The following is a 21,662-nucleotide window of genomic DNA, read 5'->3' as shown; positions in this document are numbered from 1 at the left end:
CATTAAAACATTATTACTAACAAGTTAAGATGAATTTCAGTATGAGACCGCTTTCATTAGAAGTACAATGAAGGCGGTTAATTTTTTTCTAAAGAGGGGGAAATTCAGAATGAAGAAAATCAGCATCTTAGCAATGATTTTACTTTTAGTTAGCGTCCTCTCCTTGGCTGCTTGTTCCAACAGCAGTTCAGGGGAAAAAACTTCTGGCGGAACTGGAGAAGAGAAGGATGGAAAAGACAATATTACACTTCGCTTTGCTACCTGGGACTCCGGAGAGGCTTTGAAAATTCAACAGGATATTGCCAAAAAGTTTGAGGAAAAGAATCCAGGTGTTAAGGTTCAAGTGGAAGCTTACGGTGATGGCTTTGACCAGAAGTTGGCTGCCTCCTTTGGGGCGAAAAATCCACCGGATATGATGTATATGTGGAATTTCCCAGCATATTACGAGTCACTCGAGCCACTTGATCAGTACATCGAAGGCGATACCGAAATGGATATGGATGATTTTTATCAGGGGTTATTTAATTATTCCAGCATGAATGGAAAAATTTACGGCATGCCTGCTGGATTTACAACACGGGTTGTGTATTATAACAAAGATTTATTTGATGCAGTAAATGTTCCTTATCCAAAGGATGGCTGGTCATGGAATGATTTTAAGGAAATTTCCAAAAAATTGTCTGATCCAAGTAAAAAGCAATACGGTTTTGGGATAGTACCAGAGCCAGATACCTATGATCTCCAAGGGTTGGTATGGAGTAATGGTGGCAGTTTCATTAGTAATGATGGGAAAGAAGTCAAGGGCTATATGAACAGTCCTGAAACCATTGAATCGATTCAAATATTAAGTGATCTTCTTAAAAATAAAAGCGCTGTTCTCGTTGGTGGGAAAAATCAGCAAAGTGGTGATGATATTTTCAAGGCAGGAAAAATCGCCATGTGGGAAAGCGGTATTTGGCCTTTAGAAGGCTTTAAAGAAGCTAAGATTAATTTCGGAACGGTGGAAGTTCCGTCATTTGGCGAAAAGCCGGCAAAAGGGGTTATTGCTTCATCAGCGGTTTCGATAGCGAAGGATTCTAAACATAAAGATCTTGCTTATGAATTTGTAAAGTTTTATTCCTCTACAGAAGCCATTAAAATGCGTACAGCCGATTTACCAGTTCGAATCAGTGTGGTAAAGGAAATGAATATGGAGCAGGACCCATTGATCAGTCCGTTCTATAAAATGCTTGAACGATCTGACGATACACCAGCCTTTCTTTTGAACAGCAATTGGAATGAAATCAACCGTAACCTGTCTGCAGCCGTAAATGCGGTTATGCTTGGGCAAGATGCTGAGAAACTACTAAATAAAGCTGTTCACGATTCTGAGAAATACATGAAGAAGTAGACTAAATAAATGGGGTGTTCATGTTGAATTCTTTACCGGCTTCTCCAACACCCTATGTGGAAATAAATAAGAAAAAGAAAATAAAGTGGGACAAGATTGTCCCACTTCTTTTTATCTCCCCATGGGTGTTCGGGTTTCTTGCTTTCACGCTCGGACCGTTATTATATTCTCTATTTATCAGCTTTTATGATTGGCCGGTTGTCGGTGAGGCGACATTTATCGGGCTTGATAACTATAAGACCATGTTTATGGATGATCCGCTGTTTTGGAAATCACTTGGGGTAACGGTGAAATTCGCCGCTTTGTTCGTCCCTTTAAATATCATTGTAGCCCTAGTTTTAGCTATTTTGTTGAATCAAGACGTTAAAGGTCACTCCTTTTTCCGAACCTTTTTCTACCTCCCATCCGTCATTTCCGGCGTTGCTCTTGCGATGATCTGGGCATGGGTATTTAACGGTGAATACGGTATTCTAAATTACTTTCTTTCCTTGGTTGATATCACAGGTCCTAACTGGCTCAATGAGACGGGCTGGGCACTTATTGCGATGGTGATTGCAAGCCTTTGGGGTCAAGGTACGATGATGTTAATCTTCCTGGCAGGTTTAAAAGGTATTTCGGGTGAACTTTATGAAGCTGCATCCATCGATGGAGCTAATAAAATAACTCAGTTTTTCAAAATTACCTTACCGCTCTTGACGCCAACCATTCTATTTAATGTCATCACAACGATTATTGCTGCCTTTCAACAATTGACGTTAGCCCTGCTATTAACCGGCGGAGGGCCGCTCAATTCAACGTATTTTTACGCAATGTATGTTTATGAAAATGCCTTTAAATATTTTAAAATGGGCTATTCTTCCGCAAATGCGTGGTTTATGTTTTTGATTGTTTTAGGTTTAACAATGCTTGTATTTAAATCCTCGTCTGCCTGGGTGTACTACGAAGGAGAAGTGAAGAAGAAATAAAATCGCAGCCAATCTATTGATACGAGGGGTTTTACTATGAAAATGAAAAGCAGGGTTGAAAAAACCTTTATATACGGTCTCTTAATCTTTTTCTCGCTATTATTTTTGGCGCCATTATTTTGGATGGTGACGACATCGTTAAAATCGCCCGAAGAGCTCTATCTGTTCCCGCCAAAGTGGATTCCTTCCAGTCTTCATTTTGAGAATTTTAAAGAAGCATGGATTTCTCAGCCATTTACGCAATTTCTGATGAATTCACTAACGGTAACAATCTTGGCAACTCTTGGCCAAATTGTTTCCTCATCGCTAGTGGCCTATGGGTTTGCAAGATTTACATTTAAAGGAAGAGACTTCTTGTTTATGGTGCTTCTTGCCACGATGATGATTCCGTGGGAAGTGACCATGATTCCTTTATATATGGAATTTAACTTCCTTGGCTGGATTAACACGTTGAAACCGTTGATTGTTCCAGCCTGGTTCGGTGCCCCATTTTATATCTTCTTGATGCGCCAGTTTATCATGGGCATACCAAAAGAACTGGATGAAGCAGCAAGAATAGATGGAGCCAACTCTTTTCAAATTTTTTATAAAATTTATCTTCCGCTCATGAAACCGGTATTAATTCTAGTTGGGGTGTTCAGCATGTTGAATTGCTGGAACGATTACCTAGGACCGCTTGTGTTTTTGAATGATCAGAGCAAATATACACTAACGCTTGGACTTGCGCAGTTCAAAGGAATGTTTGGCGTTGATATGGAAGGAATCATGGCGATAACCTTCCTAATCAGCATACCACCGCTTGTTCTCTTCTTCGCGGCACAGCGCTATATAGTGGAGGATGTTTCTAAGTCAGGGGTAAAGGGATAACAAGTATTTATTTGTTTCGCAAAACAGGAAATAATCAGAAGGGATAAGCCCTTCTGATTAGTTAGTTTATTGAAGGGGAGATTCCTCTGAAATTTTTTGAAAAATGAAAGGTTGAAACACTCTATGATACAGTCATTAAGATTTCTTACTATGCCGTCTGGTGTGAAACGTTTTTTGGCCACTGAATCACTGTACGGGCTGAGCATTGGAATGTTTACCTTGATCTTGAACCTTCATTTAATTGAAATGGGTATTACAGAAAAGCAAATTGGACTCATCACATCGATGGGGATCTTAGTAATGGGAATCTTTGCAATTCCTGTGAGCATCCTGGCTAAAAAAGCAGGTCGGAAAAAGCTGCTTGTTACAGGGATAACAAGTATTGCCTTTGGATGCAGCATTTTTGCTTTTGCAGAAGGCTTTGCATTCTTTTTTTTGGCTCAATTTGTGGTGTCCATTGGCCTAACACTTGTGGAAACGACGGAAATACAGTTGTTGTTCCATTATAGCCGTTCAAAAAGGGAAGAAACCCAGGCCTATAGCTTTTTATTCGCAGTCTTTACTGCATTTACGGGAGCGGGAACACTAATTGGCGGTTTTTTGCCTAATTGGATTGAACTTTCAGAGAAAGGCTACCAAAATACATTAATTACTACCTCAATATTGTTTCTATTATTAGCCTGTGTAAGAGGAGGCCTGCTTCCTGCAGAGCAGCGAAGGAAAAAAGTTACACGGGAGGATTTAAACCAGCGAAGGGAAACAGGTTCTGAACCGAATGCTTTCCTTCAAAGGCAAGGTAAGCATTCGAGTGATTTTCAGCGAAAATTGCTGTTATTTGCTGTCTTCGCACTGATTACTGGCGGTGCAGTATCCTGCCTTCAGCCTTACTTGAATTTATTTATTAAGTTCCGTTTCGATTTCTCGAATGAGGCTGTGTCGATGCTACTGGCTCTAAATGGTCTGGCATTGTTTATAGGTTCTGTTTTTTCTCCGGCACTGATTGACCGCTTCGGGGTGAAAAAGACATTTCTTTATATTTACATGGTGAATATCCTTCTTTGTTTTATTTTATTTTTAAACATCCATCCTTATTTCTTTTCGACACTTTTATTAGTAAGGGGCGGGGTTTTTACCATGCTGACCAATCTGGTTGACAGTTTATCGATGTCATCATTTAAGGATGAGGAACGTGATTTGTATGCGGGGATGAGAGCCGTGTTCCGTAGCATTGGTTCTGCATTAGCTGCATTTCTAGTCGGCACCATCCTAGCTGGAAAAAATTATACACTTCCGTTTATTTTAGCCGGTCTGCTTCTCCTGCTTGGATATGTGTACTTTACTTATATTATCAGACCGAAATTCTTTGAAGCAGATTCAGAATTCCGAGTAAACAACCAGGATGGGATAACAAATGAATGGTGAAAGAGAGTGAAGTTTATGTTTGATATAAAAAAAATCCCCTTTAGCCGTTATGGTTCATTTATGACAATTTCACCAAATCACCAAGAGGAGGGTGATAGCCCCCTCTACCTCCGTAATATCCGAAATGGAGACAATGAGTTTGGCGAGGTGTTCCGAATTGATCTTATACATGAGGGGAACCTCCTGCCATATAAGGCAGTACTAAGTCCGAGCATGCTCCGGCTCGAAAATGAGGTTGGGTTTGCAGAATTTTGTATAACAGAAGCCCGCGTTTTACAGATAAGAAGTCATAGCGTGGGGGTCAGACTGACAGGAATTACCGGAGCTTATGATTATGCTGTTCCTGTGGAAGATGATCGCTGGGAAGTTAATCACTCCCGTCAGGAAATGCGGTATATGCTTACTTCGATAAAAGGATGCCTCGTCGTGGATGCACCTTTCATTGAACAGCGTTGTGAAAAAATTATTGTCGACTTTCTTCCAGAGCATCCTTTCGGGGAGATGGAAGGTGTAATAGAGGAATTTACAACCGTTTACCAGCCCCGTTCCTACTCAGCTTTTACGGAAGGGCACGTTACCGTTTCAAAGGAATATGAGTCTTGGGTGGAGAATGCCCTGGAGATTCCTGAAAAGTATGTCCGAGGGAAAGAAATGGCGGCTTATGTTACCTGGTCATGCGTGGTGGCGCCTGAAGGAATCCTGACCAGGCCCGCGATGTACATGTCGAAGAACTGGATGACAAACATTTGGAGCTGGGATCACTGCTTTAATGCCCTGGCGTTAGCAAAAAATAACCCCGACCTCGCCTGGGATCAGTTTATGATCTTTTTTGATTTGCAGGATGAATCTGGGATGCTGCCAGACTTCGCCAATAACAGGTCTGTGTTGTGGAATTTCACAAAACCGCCTATCCATGGCTGGACACTAAGGTACATGTGGGAACAAAACGATTTTGTTACTGTGGAGAAACTGCTAGAAGTTTATCTGCCACTTGTTAAATGGACGAAGTGGTGGCTGACTTTCCAGGACAGTGACAAAGATGGGATCCCGCAATACAATCACGGAAATGACAGTGGTTGGGATAATAGTACAATTTTCCACAAAGGGACTCCGGTTGAAAGTCCCGACCTATCATCTTTTCTAGTGCTGCAAATGGAAGTTTTGTCGGAATTAGCCTGTAAGCTTGGAAAAAATGAGGAAGCTAGAAAATGGATGGATGAGTCCCAAGCATTGTTAAATAGAATGATTGAACATTTTTGGAACGGACAACGATTTGTAGCAAAACGGTCAGGCACACATGAAATAATCGAATCTGACAGTCTAGTTTTGTATGTTCCTCTGATTCTTGGAAATAGGCTTCCACCGGAAATCTTAAAGAAATTGGTAGAAGATATAAAGACCAAGGGGTTTTTAACAGAATATGGATTGGCAACAGAGCTGCCAAACAGTCCATTTTACAGGGAAGATGGGTATTGGCGCGGCCCAATCTGGGCACCAACAACTATGCTTCTAGTAGATGGTTTGGTCTCATCCGGTGAAAAGAAATTAGCTCTCGAGGTGGCAGAGAAATTCTGTGCAATGGCAACCAAGTCAGGCATGGCGGAAAACTATGATGCTCTAACTGGATCTGGACTTCGTGATCCGGCATTTACATGGACCTCGAGCGTATTCCTTATCCTTGGACAACATCTTAGTCAAGAGGATTCAATAAAGGATTAAAGAGAAGGTAAATCGTCTTCATCTAAAAACATTCCGTTTTGGAATAAACATATTAACGATTGAGAGGTTAAATGATGAAAAAACTAAAAAGATGGGAAGACATCCATACAGATGGTATAAACCGCTTAAGTGCCCGTGCTCACTTTATCAGCTATCCTTCACTTAGTGCGGCTGAAACACATGATGTGGCCAATAGTCGCTACTATCAAAACCTTAACGGAATATGGAGATTTGTTTTCCTCGAAGCTCCCGAATATTGGCCGGATGGCTTTTATGATGACGATTTGGATACGAATGATTGGGACGAAATTGCTGTTCCCGGCAACTGGCAAATGCAAGGCTACGGGAAGATGCATTATTCTGATCTGTGGTACAATTTTCCGATTATTCCGCCCCGCGTCCCAACCGAAAACCCAACGGGCATTTATCGTCGAGAGTTTGAGCTCGATCGCAATTTGGATGAAGAACAATTAATCCTTCGTTTTAATGGTGTCGATTCTGCCTTCGAATTGTATGTAAATGAAGAATTCGCTGGGTTTAGTAAGGGCGCTCGGATTCAATCAGAATTTGATATTACGAGACTATGCAGACAAGGTCCAAACACTATGACTGTCCGTGTGTTCCAGTGGTCAGATGGGACATATCTTGAAGACCAGGATATGTGGTGGCTGAGCGGGATCTTCCGTGATGTTGAACTATATACTCGGCCGGTTTCTGGCGTATATGACTTTACCGTAACGACAGAGTTTGATAGAGAATGGAAGAATGCGACCTTAACTGTTTTGGTTGAGCTGACGGAACAGAGCAACCAAATCATTACCTATGAATTAATTGATCCAGAAGGCAAGCCAGTTTTTATCGAGGAAAGAAAGGCAAACGAGCCTTTAAGCAAGTATATAGTGTCACCTTTAAAATGGAGTGCAGAGCAGCCCTATTTATACAACCTCTATATGACAGTAATGGAAGATGGAAAAATTATTGAGGTGGTGTATCAGCATGTAGGATTCCGCTCGATAGTCATGGCCGGGGATACATTCCTCGTAAATGATGTGGCCATTAAGTTCAAGGGCGTGAATCGTCATGACTACAACCCGAGGACAGGCCGAGTGGTAACGAGAGAGGAAATTGAGCGCGACATCAAGACAATGAAGCAAAACAATATCAACGCAATCCGTACGGCTCATTATCCGAATGCTCCATACCTTTATGATCTTTGTGATCAATACGGGATGTATGTGATTGATGAAACGGATTTAGAATGTCACGGCTTTGAATTGACAGGAAAGTATGATTGGATCAGTAATGATTCAGACTGGGAAACGGCATATGTTTCAAGGCTTGAGCGGATGATTGAGCGTGATAAAAACCATCCTTGTATTATCATGTGGTCGCTAGGGAATGAGTCTGGATTTGGTGATAATTTCCGAGCTATGGCCAAGCGAGCAAAGGAAATGGATCCAACGCGCCTTGTTCATTATGAGGGAGATTTTGAAGCAGAGGTGACCGATGTATACAGCACGATGTATACATGGCTTGAACATAAGGAAAGAAGGACAATGGATCAGGTTATTGAAAAGTCTAAAAAACCCCATATTCTTTGTGAATATGCCCATGCTATGGGGAATGGGCCTGGAAATCTCAAAGAATATCAGGACTTATTTTATCAGTATGATAAACTCCAAGGCGGATTCGTTTGGGAATGGTTTGACCACGGAATTGAAGCTGTTGCAGAGGATGGTACAGTTTACTATCAGTACGGCGGTGATTTTGGTGATGACCCGACGAATGGAAACTTCTGTATCGATGGATTAATCATGCCGGATGGTTCACTTTCCCCAAGTCTATATGAGTATAAAAAAGTGATTGAACCAGTTCAAACAGAATGTATTGATATCGAGAAGGGCCTTTTCCGTCTGATGAATCGATATGATTTCTTATCATTAGCTCATTTGGATTTAACATGTTCGTTATTTGAGGATGATCGATTGGTTGATTCCTTTGATGTAAAGCTTCCAAAACTAGCTGGGCGTGAAATAGCAGAGATTCATTTGCCAGTTGGACAGGACATTGAAAAAGTTAGTGGAGCCCATTACTATTTTGTATTTTCATATAAATTAAATCAGGATACACCTTGGGCACCGAAAGGACATGAATTAGCGAACGCTTCCTTTGTGCTCCCAGGAAAGCCAAAATCACCAAAAGCTCACGGTGATGGCGAGCTCCTCATTAAAAAAGAGGGAGCGCTACTAAACGTTAGTGGCACTGATTTTACCATCACGTTCGATTGCGTCAAAGGAACACTAAAACAAGTTACCCGAAATGGGAAAATCCAGATTGAAAAGGGTCCGCAGTTCAACCTCTGGCGTGCACCAATTGACAATGATATGTACTTGCTTACTGATTATCGAACAAAATACTTCATGCATCTCGGACATGAAATTGTTGAGGATATCCGCTATGAGTTGAAAGACGGAGTATTCGAATGGGATGCAGATGCACTGTACGGTACAACAAACAGTTCTTGGTACTATCAAATAAACTATCAATATAGAATCTATCCGGATGGTGATATTCTTTGCAGCATAAATGGGATTGCATCCGGTATGAAAGAAAATGCACCGGACATGATTCCGCGTCTCGGTGTGAATATGCGCTTGACTAAAGAGTTTATCGATACTCAGTGGCGCGGCCGAGGACCTGGTGAAAGTTATGTGGATTCGAAGCAAGCAAATCACTTAGGTGTTTACCGTCAAACAGTTGATGAGTTGTTCACAAACTACGTGAAACCGCAAGAAAACGGCAACCGTTCTGATTGTGACTGGGTAAGCATAACTGATCGTCAGTCTAATGGCCTCATTTTCATCGCTGATGACAAATTTGACTTCAGTGCTTCACACTATGAAGTTAGTGACCTAGAACTTGCCAAGCATACGGTCGATTTAAAGCCGCGTGACTACATAGTCTTGAATATAGACTACAAACAAAACGGCCTCGGCAGCAATTCCTGCGGGCAGGACCAACTAGAAAAATATCGTTGTAAATTCGAAGACTTTACCCTTTCATTTCGGATTTCTTCCTTCAATACTAAAAATACCACAGCTGTTGTACTTGGAAGAGAACAGAGCTAAAGGTGTCAGGCACCACTCGTGGACAAATGTCCACGAACGGTGCCTGACACTCTTTTATTTAAAAATGAGGCACCCTCTCAAAGGGTGCCTCGCTAATCATGAGAATTCCTTATTAACTAAAGCTTCTGACCAAAGGTTTTTATCGAACTCTGTTTCTTCTCCATAAGAAAGTGTAATCACGGCTGTTTTTGGATAATCCTTTAATAATTCTTTTAACTCGTTGTCTTTATCAATCATAAAATCAACAACAGGGAAAGCCTTTAATAATTGGGCTAATGATTCAGGAGAGGCAGCTGTTTCATGTGTCGGAAAGGTATGACTGGGAATCACATATTTAACTTTTAATAGGTTTTTTACAGCATAGGCCGCTTCTTTTGGTCCCATTGTAAAATGGCCGCTTGAAGAAAGGATCGCAATTTCCGGCTCATATACATCTTGAATTAACTTTATATCTGACATTAATGCCGTATCACCAGAGTGGTAAAGAGTATAATCGTCATTAAAGTCAAAAATATAACCTGCCGATTCACCGGCATATACGGGTGGACCTTGGGTTTCACCATAGGAAGAAGTATGTTTTGCCTGTACCATTGTTACATTTACATCCTCAAAGGAAACAGAACCCCCTAAATTAATGGGAAGGACATTTTTAATTCCTTGCTGCAAAAGGATGAGCGCCAGCTCGTATTGTGCCACAATCATAATATCAGGTTTATGTTCAACCAACTTCGGAAGACCGCTTGTATGATCAAAATGACCGTGGGTTAAAAATACACAATCAATAGATTGGTAGAAATCAGCAGTATTTAATTGCGGAGGAAAGCCAGGATTTAAATCAAAGAATGGATCAATAAGATACTTTTTCCCAATCTTACTTTTTAGAACGTACATGGCATGGCCAAGCCGTAATATTTTCAGAGCAAACACCCCCATAACCTTCAGAATGAGACTCTCTTATACCATATTATTTTTTCAACTGAATAATAAGAACCATTATCGGATTATTCATACATCGATAAAATTTATGTATAATGTTTTGTGAACCACAAAACATGATTTGAATAGAAATTTATTGGTGATACGCAAAAGAAAGCGCTGCCAAAAACACTATTAATCAAAAAAATCAGAAATATTTAAATAAATCGAATAATATACTAGACGAATCGAAAAAATTGTTTTAAAATAATATTTATCAATTAGTTAAGACAGTAAACAAAAGTATTTTGAATCATAAAAGGCTATCAATCTACGCTTTGTTATGTCAGAAAAATCAGAAAAAGAAAGAGGTCATTATAATGAAGAAAAAATGGGCAAAAATGTTTATGGCTTCCACTTTATTAGCTGGAATACTTGCAGGTTGTTCAGGAGCACCAAAAAGTTCAGGCAGTGACAGTAAAACGATTAAAGTTGGAGTTAACTTAGAGTTATCCGGCGGGGTTGCTTCTTACGGGGAGTCACTTGAGAACGGTATCGATATTGCAGTTGATGAGATTAATAAAGCTGGTGGAGTAAAGGGTAAAAAGCTAGAGATTATTAAAGTGGATAACAAGTCCGAAGCAGCAGAAGCTACAAACGGTGCCATTAAATTAACAAGTCAAGACAAAGTTACAGCCATTATTGGAGCGGCAACTAGTGGTGATACGGTGGCACAGGCTCAAATCGCAAATGATACAAAAACAATTCTTTTAACTCCATCGGGAACAAGTCCAAACGTAACCGTGGGTGATAATGGAAAATTGAACGAATTCGTCTTCCGTACTTCATTTATTGATCCATTCCAAGGGATCGTTGCAGCGAATTTCGCTACGAAGGAATTAAATTTAAAAAATGCAGCTATTTTTGCAGATAGCGCTAGTGATTATGCGAAAGGTTTAGCAGCTTCATTCAAAGAGACATATGAAAAGGCTGGCGGTAAAGTGGTAGCCGAAGAGGCATATGTTGCGAAAGATACTGATTTCCGTGCAACCTTAACTCGAATTAAAGCCAAAAATCCAGAATTCATTTTTATTCCTGGATACTATGAAGAAGTTGGTTTAATCGTGAAACAAGCTCGTGAAATGGGTATCACTGTTCCTTTAATGGGTGCAGACGGCTGGGATTCACCGAAGTTAGTGGAATTAGCTGGAGCTGACGCTTTAAATAATACATTTATCACAAACCATTACACATCTGAAGATCCAGATAAAAATATTCAAAAATTCGTAACGACATACAAAGAAAAGTTCAATGGTGAATCACCTAATGCATTTAATGCTCTTGGCTATGATACAGTTTATCTATTAGCTGATGCGATTGAGCGCGCTGGCGGTACGGATACTACAAAGATTAAAGAAGCATTAGAGAAAACAAAAGATTTGTCTAGGATTACAGGTAAGATCACTATCGATAAAGACCACAATCCAATTAAATCTGCAACTGTTTTAGAATATAAAGACGGTAAGCAAGTGTTTAACACTAAAGTTAATCCGTAAAATTGCGAAAAGTGAAATGGAAGGACGGTCCTTCCATTTCACTTTTTTTATTTAAATTAATCATGCATACTTTTGTCCATTTTGTTCTTCGATTACATTATTGGTTCATATAATCCCTCCTAATTGTATCTCTCATATCCACAATAAATAAAAGCATAGGCTCCCAGAGAGGGTACCTAGAATTCCTCCAGCAATCACATCGGAAGGATAGTGAAGACCTAAGTAAATTCTAGATATGCCTACACATAGCCCTAAAGGGATTAGGACATAAGAAAGTAGAGGTATGAATAAGACGTATGGCGTCACAACTGAAAATATTGCCGTAGTATGCCCTGAAGGAAAAGAATGATCTTGTAATGGGTTAGCAGGAAACTTTGTTTTTTCAATCATTAAATAGGGTCTTTTACGAGGAAATAGCAACTTTGCAAAATGTACAGGTATATGACTTGCTGATAAAGCAAGTGCGCTAGCAATGGCAATCAATCTGATCTCCCTTGGCGAGAGGAATAAGAGAAAAAATGTCGCCGCGATAGTTATTCTAGCTCCACCAAGGTGTGTAACCGTGCGAAAAAAAAGATTTAATAGCTTTTTATCAAAATGGCTGTTTACTTTCTGTAGGACTCTACATTCAAAACCATAAAATACATGTAGCATTCTTATCATTGTCTATTCCCCTTTGCATTCGATGCTTATATAATTATTTCAGCACTTCGGATGTCTGTTATTATTATTGGGATTTTCAATGGTTGATAAATTTTTTCGATTATTGTTGCTGCTTCAGGATGATTGGTTCCAATTACGATTAGGTCACCGTGGAAAAAATCTTGGATTGCAGAACCTTCCCGAAGAAACCCGGAATTGGTGACAACGTTTGCGAGTAGGTTAGGGGGCTTGCTTCTATTAATAATTTGTTGGATAAGATCGTTTGTGCCGACTGGGACTTTGCTTATTGTACAAATGGTTACATCATTTTCGATATAGTGAGCAATCGTGTGTGAAACTACATGGATGTATTTTAGATCCCGTGACCCATCATGTTTTTTTGGTGCTCCGACCGCGATAAAAATGACTTCAGCCTCTGAATAGGCTTGATGATGGCTCACTGTAAAATTCAGTTGACCGTTATGGAGATTTTTTTCTAAAAGAGACTCAAGACCAGGCTCAAAAATTGGAGAACGACCATTTTGGAGCATGTCAATTTTCTCTTTCTTAATGTCTATACATGTCACCATATGCCCTAATTCTGCTAAGCAAGCACTTGTGACTAGCCCTGCATATCCTGCTCCAGCAACGGTAATCTTCATCCAATCCCTCCAATTGATATTATTTACTTTATTGTATAAGGGAATAGAGAATTTTTTCTTAAGCTGGTGTTAAAAGAATGTAAAGAAATTGTAAGATTCAGCATCTTCATCATGAATAGAGTGCCTGACACCTGAGAATATTAAAAATCCCTTCAGTTAGATAAATTCAGAATAGTGTGCTACAATTTGGTTGGTAGTAGGTACTAATATCAGATATTAAAATAACTATTTTTCCAGATTTTATAAGTGGTCCTATTTTTGGAATTTGGAAATAGCGCTTGTCAGGAAACCTAAATAAATTTTTACAACAACGGGGGATTATGATGTTAACGAATGATTTGGACTTTAGGTTAGAGCCTAAACTTATTGATTTATATGAAGAACATAAAAAACGGTCTGAAAAAATAGATTGGGGTTACCATGATTTCTTACCATGGGATAAGGCTATGGATTTTCGACGTGTTCCCTGGGATGAAAGTCAGGTCACACTGCCGCCGTCCATTATTACTGCGGTTGAAACGGCTCTTTTAACCGAAGTAAACCTGCCATGGTTTACCTCTCATCTCGATCAAACGTTTAAGGGTTCTTTAACGGTTATTAAAGATTTTGTCCATACTTGGACTGCGGAAGAAGATCAGCATTCAAACCTGATTGAAACGTATTTATTAATTACACGCAATGTAGATCCCAAGCGACTCCACCAATTACACAAACAAACGGTTGAGAATGGCTGGAATCCTGATTACCATACGCCTTTTGAAACCATGGTTTATACCTCTTTACAAGAACTGGCAACCATGGTTTTTTATAATAATGTTGCCAAAGTAGCTGGTTCGCATGATAAGGATTTAGCTAGTCTGCTTCGCCGACTTGCAAAGGATGAAACGTTGCATTATGCCTTTTACAGGGACGTGATTAAATTCCATCTGCAACTAGAACCCAATTACTGTTATCATTTAGGACATGTTATTAAGAATTTTCAAATGCCTGGAACAGTAATGCCTGATTTTGAAGATCGCATGGCCATTATAGCAAAAGAAGCAAACTACGGCCCTTTGGAATATTTTGATCAAGTTTTAGATGTGATTGTTGATTATTGGGAGTTGGAAAAATTAAGACCGATTGCACCAGAAGCAGAAAAAGCTAGACTGGACATTCTAAATTATCACGCCCGGTTGAAAAGAGTAAGAGATCGTTTTTATAAAAATAAATAAGTTGCTTCCGAATAAAAAGGGGAATATTGCCGGTTTAATCGAAACTTAAACACTTGACAATAAAAATAAGATTTATTATTCTTGAGCAATAGTAATTTAATAAAAATTTCGTATAACTCCAATGATATGGTTTGGGGGTCTCTACCAGGAACCTATAAATTCCTGATTACGAAGAAGGTACATGGATGTGTATTTTCTTCGTAATCAGGAATTTTTTTTTTTCACTTTTTTACCAAACAAAAATTAGGAGGGAAAGATCCAACATGAATTTCGCAACCTTACCCAAAATTGAACTTCACTGCCATTTAGATGGGAGTCTAAGACCTGAAACAATCATTGATATCGCAAAGAGAGAGAGTATCAGTTTACCCTCTATGAAAATAGACGAGATAAAAGGAGAGCTTATTGCTCCATTAGACTGCAAATCCTTAGATGAATATTTAGAGAAATTTTCTATTCCAAACTTAGTTATGCAGTCAGCGGAAAATCTTAGAAGGATTTCCTTTGAACTTTTTGAGGATGCGGACCGGGAAAATGTGAAATACATGGAAGTAAGATTTGCGCCACTCCTTCATACAGCAGGGGGATTAGACGTTGAAGAAATCATTCAAAGCGTCTTAGCTGGAATGAAGGATGCTGAAAAGCAATTTGATATAAAGGGCAACTTGATTCTTTCCTGTATGAGAACGATGTCTGCGGACCGTGCCTTTGAGGTCGTTGAGAAGGGGAAGAAATTCCTTGGAGAAGGTGTAGTGGCCATCGATTTATGCGCATCGGAAGAGGAAGGGTTTTGTGGGAAATTCGTAGAACCGATCGCCTTAGCTAGAGAATATGGTTATAGAGTTACGATCCATGCGGGTGAAACAGGCATAGGGAAGAATGTATTAGAGGCGGTTGAACTTTTAGGTGCAGAGAGAATTGGACACGGCGTATTCATAAAGGATTGTGCTGAAGCATACAACATTGTGAAGGAAAAACATGTCGTCCTTGAAATGTGCCCAACAAGTAATGTGCAAACAAAAGCAGTGAACCAGTTTAGTGAACATCCAATCTATCAGTTTCATAAGGATGGTATCAAGGTAACAGTTAATACGGACAACCGGACCGTCTCAGATACTACAATGGCGAATGAATGTAACATCGTATTTAAAGAATTCAATATAAGTGAAAATGACTATAAGCAAATTTACCTTAATAGTGTCGAAGCAAGCTTTGCCGATTCCGAAACAAAGGATATGCTAAAAAAATTTATGCCCTGAGAAAAAAGTAGAATGAAAGGTGTCAGGCACCATGTGAATTTTTCACATGGTGCCTGACACCTTTTCTATTTTTTGAGAAATTTTAAATAACGGGACAGGCTTTCACCAAGTTTTCACTTTTCTCTATTAGACTTCAGGTATCAAGTAGAAAGGAGGAAAGAGAGATGAATACGAAAGTGAGAAAAGGTATTTTCTGGGGTGTGGGAATCGCCGTCATGATTTTGGTGGTCAATGTTCTCCACTATTTATTTGGAGGCCATAGTCATGGTAGTTATGCGGATGGACCGCACGGATATGGCCCTGGACCTAGAGGGGCCATGGGACAACAAGGTGGCTTTGGTTCTCACCAGCTTATGAACGGACCGCACCACGGCGGAGGGGTTCCTTGGCTCGGCCTTCTAATTGGACTAGCTGTTGTGGTTCTCTTAGTGAGATGGTTTAGAAAGAATGAAAAGGCCTCATCGATGAAACAATTTATTAACACACCAGTGGGTTCACATATACCGGTAATAAATCAAAATGCAAGTATTTTAGATACATGGGAAAAAAATTTAACCAATAAAAAGGAGAATGTGTAAAATGGGTATTTTTAAAAGAGTGAAGACGATAACGATGGCAGAAATCAATGGGTTACTAGATGGAATCGAGGATCCAATTGCGATGTTAAATGAATATTCACGAGAAATGGAGCAAGAAATTCTAAAAGGCCAGAAAGCCTTGTCTCGTCAAATTTTTGTGGAGAATAAACAAGCTGCTCTCATTTTGGAAACCGAAGGATTAGTAGCAAAGCGTACCCGTCAAGCAAAACTAGCAATTGAACAGAGTGAGGATGGAATCGCGAAGTTAGCGGTGCAAGAGAAACTAGTCCATGAAAAGCAGTTAGACCTTTACAAGCAACAATATGAAGCGGTTAAAGCCCAAACTCAAATTCTTATCGAAAAATTAAATGAGCTGAAAGAGACGTATAACCAAATGCAGCATAAGAAAATCCTTTTAGCATCCCGCGCGAATGTGGCGCAGTCGATGAAGCAGATTCAAAATGCAACAGTGTCCTTCCAAACGGACAACATTACAAGAGGTGTGGCCCGTGCGGAGGAACGGATTTTAATGATGGAAGCAGAGGTACAAGCTGGTCAGCAGTTTTCCGCACCGTTAGCCCAGTATGATGCAGCGTACAGCAACTTTGTAAACGAGGAAGAATTGAATAAGGAACTTGAAAAGCTAAAAAATGAAAAAGTACTGCAATTAGAAGAAATCGTAAAATAGGACGAGAAAGGAGCACCCATGATTTATGGTGCTTCTTTTTTTATATCATTATCTTTTCTTAAGCAAACTTTAAGATTGCGATGCTAGATTTGTGTTACTAGAGATGAATAGATTCATCTATAAATCTATCTCAAAAGGGGTTCATACCATGAATATATTATTAGCAGAAGATGATATACGTCTCGGAGAGCTGATCGTTTATATGCTTAAAAAGAAGGGCGGATACCAGGTTGAGTGGGTAGTAGACGGAGAAGATGCCTACTATTACGCCACCTCTGCCCACTACGATGTAGTAATCATGGACTGGATGATGCCAAATGGGACGGGTGTAGAAATTTGCAGCCGATTGCGTAAACAGGGTTATTCGGGTGCAATTCTGATGTTAACCGCCAAAGATACCGTTGGTGACCGAATCGAGGGATTAGATTCTGGTGCGGATGATTACCTTGTCAAACCATTCGAAATTGACGAACTTTTAGCTCGGCTGCGTGCACTTTCCCGCAGGAATTATGCACCAATTTTGGAGGACGAGATCCAAATTCATGGATTGGTTCTGAATCGGAAGAGCCATATTGTACGTTTAGATCGAGAGGAAATTCAACTAAGTCCTCGTGAATTTCAGTTATTAGATTTAATGGTGAAAAATAGAGGACAGGTCCTGCCGCGTGAGGTAATTCTTGAGCGAATCTGGGGCTTTGATTCAGAGGTAGCCCCTAAAACCATAGATGCGACAGTCAAATTAATCCGAAAGAAACTCCAATCTTTCGGAAAACAAAATTTGCTTCAAAGCATCAGAGGGGTAGGGTATAAGTTTGGTAACTAATTTTAGCTCATTCATACAGACATTCACAAACCTAGGTGAAAAAGATATTTTTAAGAGCACACAAGGCCGATTAACACGCATGTATGGTGGACTGCTCATGCTCTTTCTAATCCTTTTTATTGCGATCGTTTATATCGTCCTACACGTTGTTATCCTAAACAACCAGGAACGAGAACTTCAATCATTAGTGAATCAGGAAGCAAATTTTATTGAGAGTTATTTATTAAAAAATGAACAGAATGATCTACAAGGAATGGATGACCAAGAATTGGTGCTTGCTGGAGTCAATCAGTTCTTTTATTATGTGGTTAATTCTAAAGGAGAAATCATCATGGGGAATGAATCGGATCCCCGCTTGCGCTCTGATTTACTGCAGCTAATAAATGGAAGATTTCAAAACGAAAGAGAAATTCAAAAGGAAACACTGCATGATGAAGGAAATTCAAACGGAAGGGGAATGAAGGGGGGCTTTCATCCGCGTGAGGCGCCTAAAGATATTCGTCTAATAATTACAAGTCGAGCCATTTACGACAAAGGTCAATTCATTGGGCAGTTGTATGTGGGAAAAGACATTACATTTACGTATCAGTTATTCCACTCTCTATTGCTGATTCTGATAGCAATAGGCAGCTTGTTTTTGGGTATCGCCATCTATATGAGTGTGGTTATGTCAAAAAAAGCGATGATTCCGATTAGCGGTGCATTTACAAGGCAGCGCGAATTCGTGGCAGATGCCTCACATGAATTACGAACACCATTAAGTGTCTTGCTCTCATCGATCGATGCGGTGGAAATGACAATCGAACCTCAACAGATAGCCATGGTGGAGAAAATACTTTCGAATATGAGGCAAGAAGTGAGGCGGATGACACATTTGGTGAGCGATCTATTAACCTTAGCCCGTTCCGACTCAAATACAATCCAACTTAGTCTAGAGACCTTTGACTTCCGTCCTCAGGCAGAAACTGCAATTGAGTCCGTCCGTCCTCTGGCAGTTTCCAAGCAAATCACATTCCAATTGAATACACTGGGTTCGCTGATTACAGTCGGTGATCCGCAAAGACTATCACAGCTATTATATATACTTTTAGACAATGCGATAAAATACACCCCGCAGGGCGGTGAAGTTAAGCTCTCACTATCAATAGTAGGACAACAGCTTTGTATCTCTGTTCAGGACACAGGAATCGGAATTAGGCCAGAGGATTATCAGCGTATTTTCGAACGTTTTTACAGGTCCGATAAATCTCGTTCCCGGCAAATGGGAGGGCATGGTTTGGGACTTTCCATCGCCAAGTGGATCGTTGACACACATAAAGGGACCATTAAAGTTACGAGTGAACTCGGCAAAGGGAGTACATTTATGATTTATATTCCACTTGTTTTTAAAGCATAAATTTATGGCGAACGGTGCCTGACACTGTCCGCCATAAGAAATTTGAATGACTTCTAACTTTCTAAAAATCTACCAATTCGAACAGGTGCTATCTTTTGTTTTCATACTCTACAGCTGCCTCTTTTTCTAAAAGACCCACCTGAATAAGACCATTGAGAATCCCGTGATTAGAAGACCTCGTCGTGATTAAATCGGCTGCAGCCTTTGCTTCAGGAACCCCATTACCCATAGCAATTCCCGTTCCAATCATCGTTAACATCTCCAGGTCATTCAAACCATCTCCAAACGCAAAACAGTTCTCATTATTGATATCTAAGTACTCTTGCAGTTTCCGAATACCGACCGCTTTTGAGGCACCTTTTGGAAGGAAATCATAAGCATAATCATGCCATTTGACGAAGTGGAAATCAGGGAAACTGTTGATATATAGATCTTCGTCCCCGCTATTACAGTAAAGATGTCCTTGATAGATAGGCCTATTTATATAAAATACTTCGTCTACTTTAGGATAGGACATCATCAATGAGTCAAAACTGGATTCAATAAATGGATGATTTCCTTCGCTGACCGTAAACTCATCATGGCTGCAGTAAGCAAGAGCATGCCCCGTACTCGCAGTCATAGTGGTAATGGACTGAAGCAGTTCAGTTTTGATAGGATTCGCATAAATTTCTTGCCCTTCAAACACGACGTATTGTCCATTCATGGAAATAAAAGAATCGATCTTTAATTCTTTTTGAATCCAATAAAACATTTTCGGTACACGACCAGTGGCAATAACTGTGTGGACTCCTTTTTCCTGAAGTAAACGAACGGCCTTCTTTGTAGAATCCGGAATCACTTTATCCTCGTCAAGCAGCGTACCGTCAATATCAAAAAACACAATAGGCTTTGTCATTTTCTACCCCTCCGTTAAACACAACACGGTCGTTACGCTCAGAGGATTCCGATCACGCCGGCATCGTGTTGTGAGTTCCTGCAAAAACAGAATATTTTATGAAACGCGTTTCAGGTCAAGTGGTTTGTAAAAAAAATTCTGTTTTAGCAGTTCCTTTAATGTAAGAATTCGAAGGGAGAGGACAAGTGATGCTTGAGATTATACCGTTTTTCGCTCAATTAATTTCACGGGAATTTCATTTTGTGCAATCGCTTCATTTTTGATGATTCCTTGTAAAAATAGTTTCCGGCCCATATCCTCAAGGGGGATTTCAAGTGTGGTGATATTCATCATTTTAGCAATGGGCTGATTATTGAAACCAATTAGTGCGAGGTCGTCTGGTATCCTAACATCTAAATTTTGCGCACAGGTTACAATCCCTGCTGCGACCTCATCGCTCGTCACTAGCAATGCTGTCGGAGGATTAGACATTTGTTTAATCCGATTTATTACCTTTTCTCCATCCTCAAAGTGAAGGCAATCCTCAAAAATATAGGCAGGGTTAAAAGGCAAATGATAGTTCTTGATAAAATGCTTATACGCTAATTCCCTGTTTCTACTATTCGTACCTGATTTACGTCCAATGCAGTAACCAATTTTGTGATGACCTTTTTGGTGCAAGTAATCTAAAGCAAACATGAAACTTTTATAATGATCCACAAATATCGAAGATACTTTTTCTCCTCTAGTATCTTCACACAAAACAATGGGTCCAAAAGGTAAATACGCTTCGATTGTCGACCACGCACACTTTCTAGAACAAATAATTAGCGCATCAATCTGCTTTTGTTTGAGCATTTGCAGGGCTTCTAATTCCCTGCTCTCTACGTAGTTGGTCTGAAATAAAACCAACTTGTAGTTGTTTTGTAACGCTTCATTCGCTATCCCTTTAATTAATAGTGCAAAGTAAGGGTGATCGATAAAAGGAACAACCACACCTACAAGAAAGGTTTTCCCCATACTTAAATGGACGGCATTCATATTTTGCTGGTAATTACTCTGTCTGATCGCTTCTAATACGGCATCCCTTTTTTCATTACTTACATAAGGATGATTATTTAACACTCGAGAAACAGTTGTGACAGATACCCCTGCCATCTTCGCCACATCTTTAATGTTTGTCATACTGTACCTTCCTTAGCGGTGCCTGACACCATTGCAATCCCGCGTTTTTCAATTAATCTTTGCATAATTGTATAATATAACCAGGATGTTTTGTAGTATCAGTGGACGACAACAAGTGCATTGATGGAATCAATATAATAACGAAAGGTACCTGACACCTGATTAGCTAAATGCTAATCGACTAAGTAACAGGGAAGTGGTATTTTCGTGATCTAAATAATTAATTAGATTTTTAGTAGAATAGTAGTTGACTTTGGAAGGATACGATAGTAATATAGTAAATCTGATGAGGGCATTGCGAGAGAGGATATGATATCCCTTGAAAAAATAATCCTTCACCAGTTGACAACAATGATATTGATTGATATGATAGTAA

At 39.8% G+C, this 21,662-nt stretch carries 18 protein-coding genes and 1 riboswitch; of the genes, 13 read left to right on the top strand and 5 right to left on the bottom strand.

The annotated features are described in order from the left end of the window. The first annotated feature begins 109 nt into the window (after positions 1 to 109). The 6 genes from QF028_RS25535 to ebgA all read left to right on the top strand — a co-directional run bounded on the left by QF028_RS25535 (position 110) and on the right by ebgA (position 9,491). Positions 110 to 1,390 carry an ABC transporter substrate-binding protein gene (locus QF028_RS25535; protein WP_429470063.1) on the top strand — a complete coding sequence of 427 codons (1,281 nt, stop codon included), beginning with the start codon at positions 110 to 112 and terminating at the stop codon, positions 1,388 to 1,390. 20 nt (positions 1,391 to 1,410) lie between these two features. After that, positions 1,411 to 2,355 carry a carbohydrate ABC transporter permease gene (locus tag QF028_RS25530; protein ID WP_429470061.1) on the top strand — a complete coding sequence of 315 codons (945 nt, stop codon included), beginning with the start codon at positions 1,411 to 1,413 and terminating at the stop codon, positions 2,353 to 2,355. Between the two features lie 36 nt (positions 2,356 to 2,391). Then, positions 2,392 to 3,222: a carbohydrate ABC transporter permease gene (locus QF028_RS25525; protein ID WP_088085250.1), complete on the top strand. Its 831-nt coding sequence runs from the start codon at positions 2,392 to 2,394 to the stop codon at positions 3,220 to 3,222. A gap of 123 nt (positions 3,223 to 3,345) precedes the next feature. After that, complete coding sequence (locus QF028_RS25520) at positions 3,346 to 4,644, top strand: MFS transporter (protein WP_429470059.1); 1,299 nt, start codon at positions 3,346 to 3,348, stop codon at positions 4,642 to 4,644. Between the two features lie 15 nt (positions 4,645 to 4,659). Beyond that, positions 4,660 to 6,363, top strand: a complete 1,704-nt coding sequence (locus QF028_RS25515) for an amylo-alpha-1,6-glucosidase (RefSeq protein ID WP_429470057.1) — start codon at positions 4,660 to 4,662, stop codon at positions 6,361 to 6,363. Positions 6,364 to 6,434: 71 nt separating this feature from the next. Further along, on the top strand, positions 6,435 to 9,491 hold the full coding sequence (ebgA, locus tag QF028_RS25510) for a beta-galactosidase subunit alpha (RefSeq protein ID WP_429470055.1): 3,057 nt from the start codon (positions 6,435 to 6,437) through the stop codon (positions 9,489 to 9,491). A gap of 96 nt (positions 9,492 to 9,587) precedes the next feature. Here the strand turns inward: ebgA and QF028_RS25505 are convergent, their stop codons facing one another. Continuing rightward, positions 9,588 to 10,418 carry a metal-dependent hydrolase gene (locus QF028_RS25505; RefSeq protein WP_429470053.1) on the bottom strand — a complete coding sequence of 277 codons (831 nt, stop codon included), beginning with the start codon at positions 10,416 to 10,418 and terminating at the stop codon, positions 9,588 to 9,590. 368 nt (positions 10,419 to 10,786) lie between these two features. Between QF028_RS25505 and QF028_RS25500 the strand changes: the two genes are divergently transcribed. Then, positions 10,787 to 11,962 carry an ABC transporter substrate-binding protein gene (locus tag QF028_RS25500; protein WP_179195696.1) on the top strand — a complete coding sequence of 392 codons (1,176 nt, stop codon included), beginning with the start codon at positions 10,787 to 10,789 and terminating at the stop codon, positions 11,960 to 11,962. A gap of 132 nt (positions 11,963 to 12,094) precedes the next feature. Here the strand turns inward: QF028_RS25500 and QF028_RS25495 are convergent, their stop codons facing one another. Both QF028_RS25495 and QF028_RS25490 read right to left on the bottom strand, forming a co-directional pair. Then, positions 12,095 to 12,625 (bottom strand): phosphatase PAP2 family protein, encoded by a 531-nt coding sequence (locus tag QF028_RS25495; protein WP_429470051.1) that lies wholly within the window; start codon positions 12,623 to 12,625, stop codon positions 12,095 to 12,097. A gap of 26 nt (positions 12,626 to 12,651) precedes the next feature. Then, complete coding sequence (locus QF028_RS25490) at positions 12,652 to 13,266, bottom strand: hypothetical protein (protein WP_214997677.1); 615 nt, start codon at positions 13,264 to 13,266, stop codon at positions 12,652 to 12,654. 323 nt (positions 13,267 to 13,589) lie between these two features. Here QF028_RS25490 and QF028_RS25485 point away from each other — a divergent pair, with 323 nt between their 5' ends. From QF028_RS25485 to QF028_RS25460, 6 genes are all read left to right on the top strand, one after another. Beyond that, on the top strand, positions 13,590 to 14,480 hold the full coding sequence (locus QF028_RS25485; RefSeq protein WP_168245907.1) for an acyl-ACP desaturase: 891 nt from the start codon (positions 13,590 to 13,592) through the stop codon (positions 14,478 to 14,480). An 88-nt stretch (positions 14,481 to 14,568) separates the two neighbouring features. Then, positions 14,569 to 14,669, top strand: a riboswitch (purine riboswitch). Positions 14,670 to 14,743: 74 nt separating this feature from the next. After that, positions 14,744 to 15,739 carry an adenosine deaminase gene (gene add, locus QF028_RS25480; RefSeq protein WP_429470049.1) on the top strand — a complete coding sequence of 332 codons (996 nt, stop codon included), beginning with the start codon at positions 14,744 to 14,746 and terminating at the stop codon, positions 15,737 to 15,739. Between the two features lie 164 nt (positions 15,740 to 15,903). Continuing rightward, the gene (locus tag QF028_RS25475; protein WP_429470047.1) at positions 15,904 to 16,317 is read left to right on the top strand and encodes a hypothetical protein; all 414 of its coding nucleotides are present in this window, start codon (positions 15,904 to 15,906) and stop codon (positions 16,315 to 16,317) included. 1 nt (position 16,318) lies between these two features. Beyond that, positions 16,319 to 17,005, top strand: coding sequence for a PspA/IM30 family protein (locus QF028_RS25470; RefSeq protein ID WP_429470045.1), 687 nt, complete (start codon positions 16,319 to 16,321; stop codon positions 17,003 to 17,005). Between the two features lie 148 nt (positions 17,006 to 17,153). Next, the gene (locus tag QF028_RS25465) at positions 17,154 to 17,828 is read left to right on the top strand and encodes a response regulator transcription factor (protein WP_429470043.1); all 675 of its coding nucleotides are present in this window, start codon (positions 17,154 to 17,156) and stop codon (positions 17,826 to 17,828) included. A 97-nt stretch (positions 17,829 to 17,925) separates the two neighbouring features. After that, a complete protein-coding gene (locus tag QF028_RS25460; RefSeq protein ID WP_429470041.1) occupies positions 17,926 to 19,224 on the top strand; it encodes a sensor histidine kinase in 1,299 nt (432 codons plus the stop codon). 88 nt (positions 19,225 to 19,312) lie between these two features. On the opposite strand, the gene QF028_RS25455 is transcribed toward QF028_RS25460, so the two are convergent. Together QF028_RS25455 and QF028_RS25450 are read right to left on the bottom strand one after the other, a co-directional pair. After that, positions 19,313 to 20,122, bottom strand: coding sequence for a Cof-type HAD-IIB family hydrolase (locus QF028_RS25455; RefSeq protein WP_429470039.1), 810 nt, complete (start codon positions 20,120 to 20,122; stop codon positions 19,313 to 19,315). 198 nt (positions 20,123 to 20,320) lie between these two features. After that, entirely contained in the window at positions 20,321 to 21,286 is a 966-nt protein-coding gene (locus QF028_RS25450; RefSeq protein WP_429470037.1) for a LacI family DNA-binding transcriptional regulator, read from the bottom strand. Between the last annotated feature and the right edge of the window lie 376 nt (positions 21,287 to 21,662).

It is taken from the genome of Neobacillus sp. B4I6 (genome assembly GCF_050434045.1).
Lineage (GTDB): Bacteria > Bacillota > Bacilli > Bacillales > Cytobacillaceae > Neobacillus.
The sequence above is the reverse complement of the archived record's forward strand: the minus strand, read 5'-3'. Positions and strand labels throughout refer to the sequence as shown.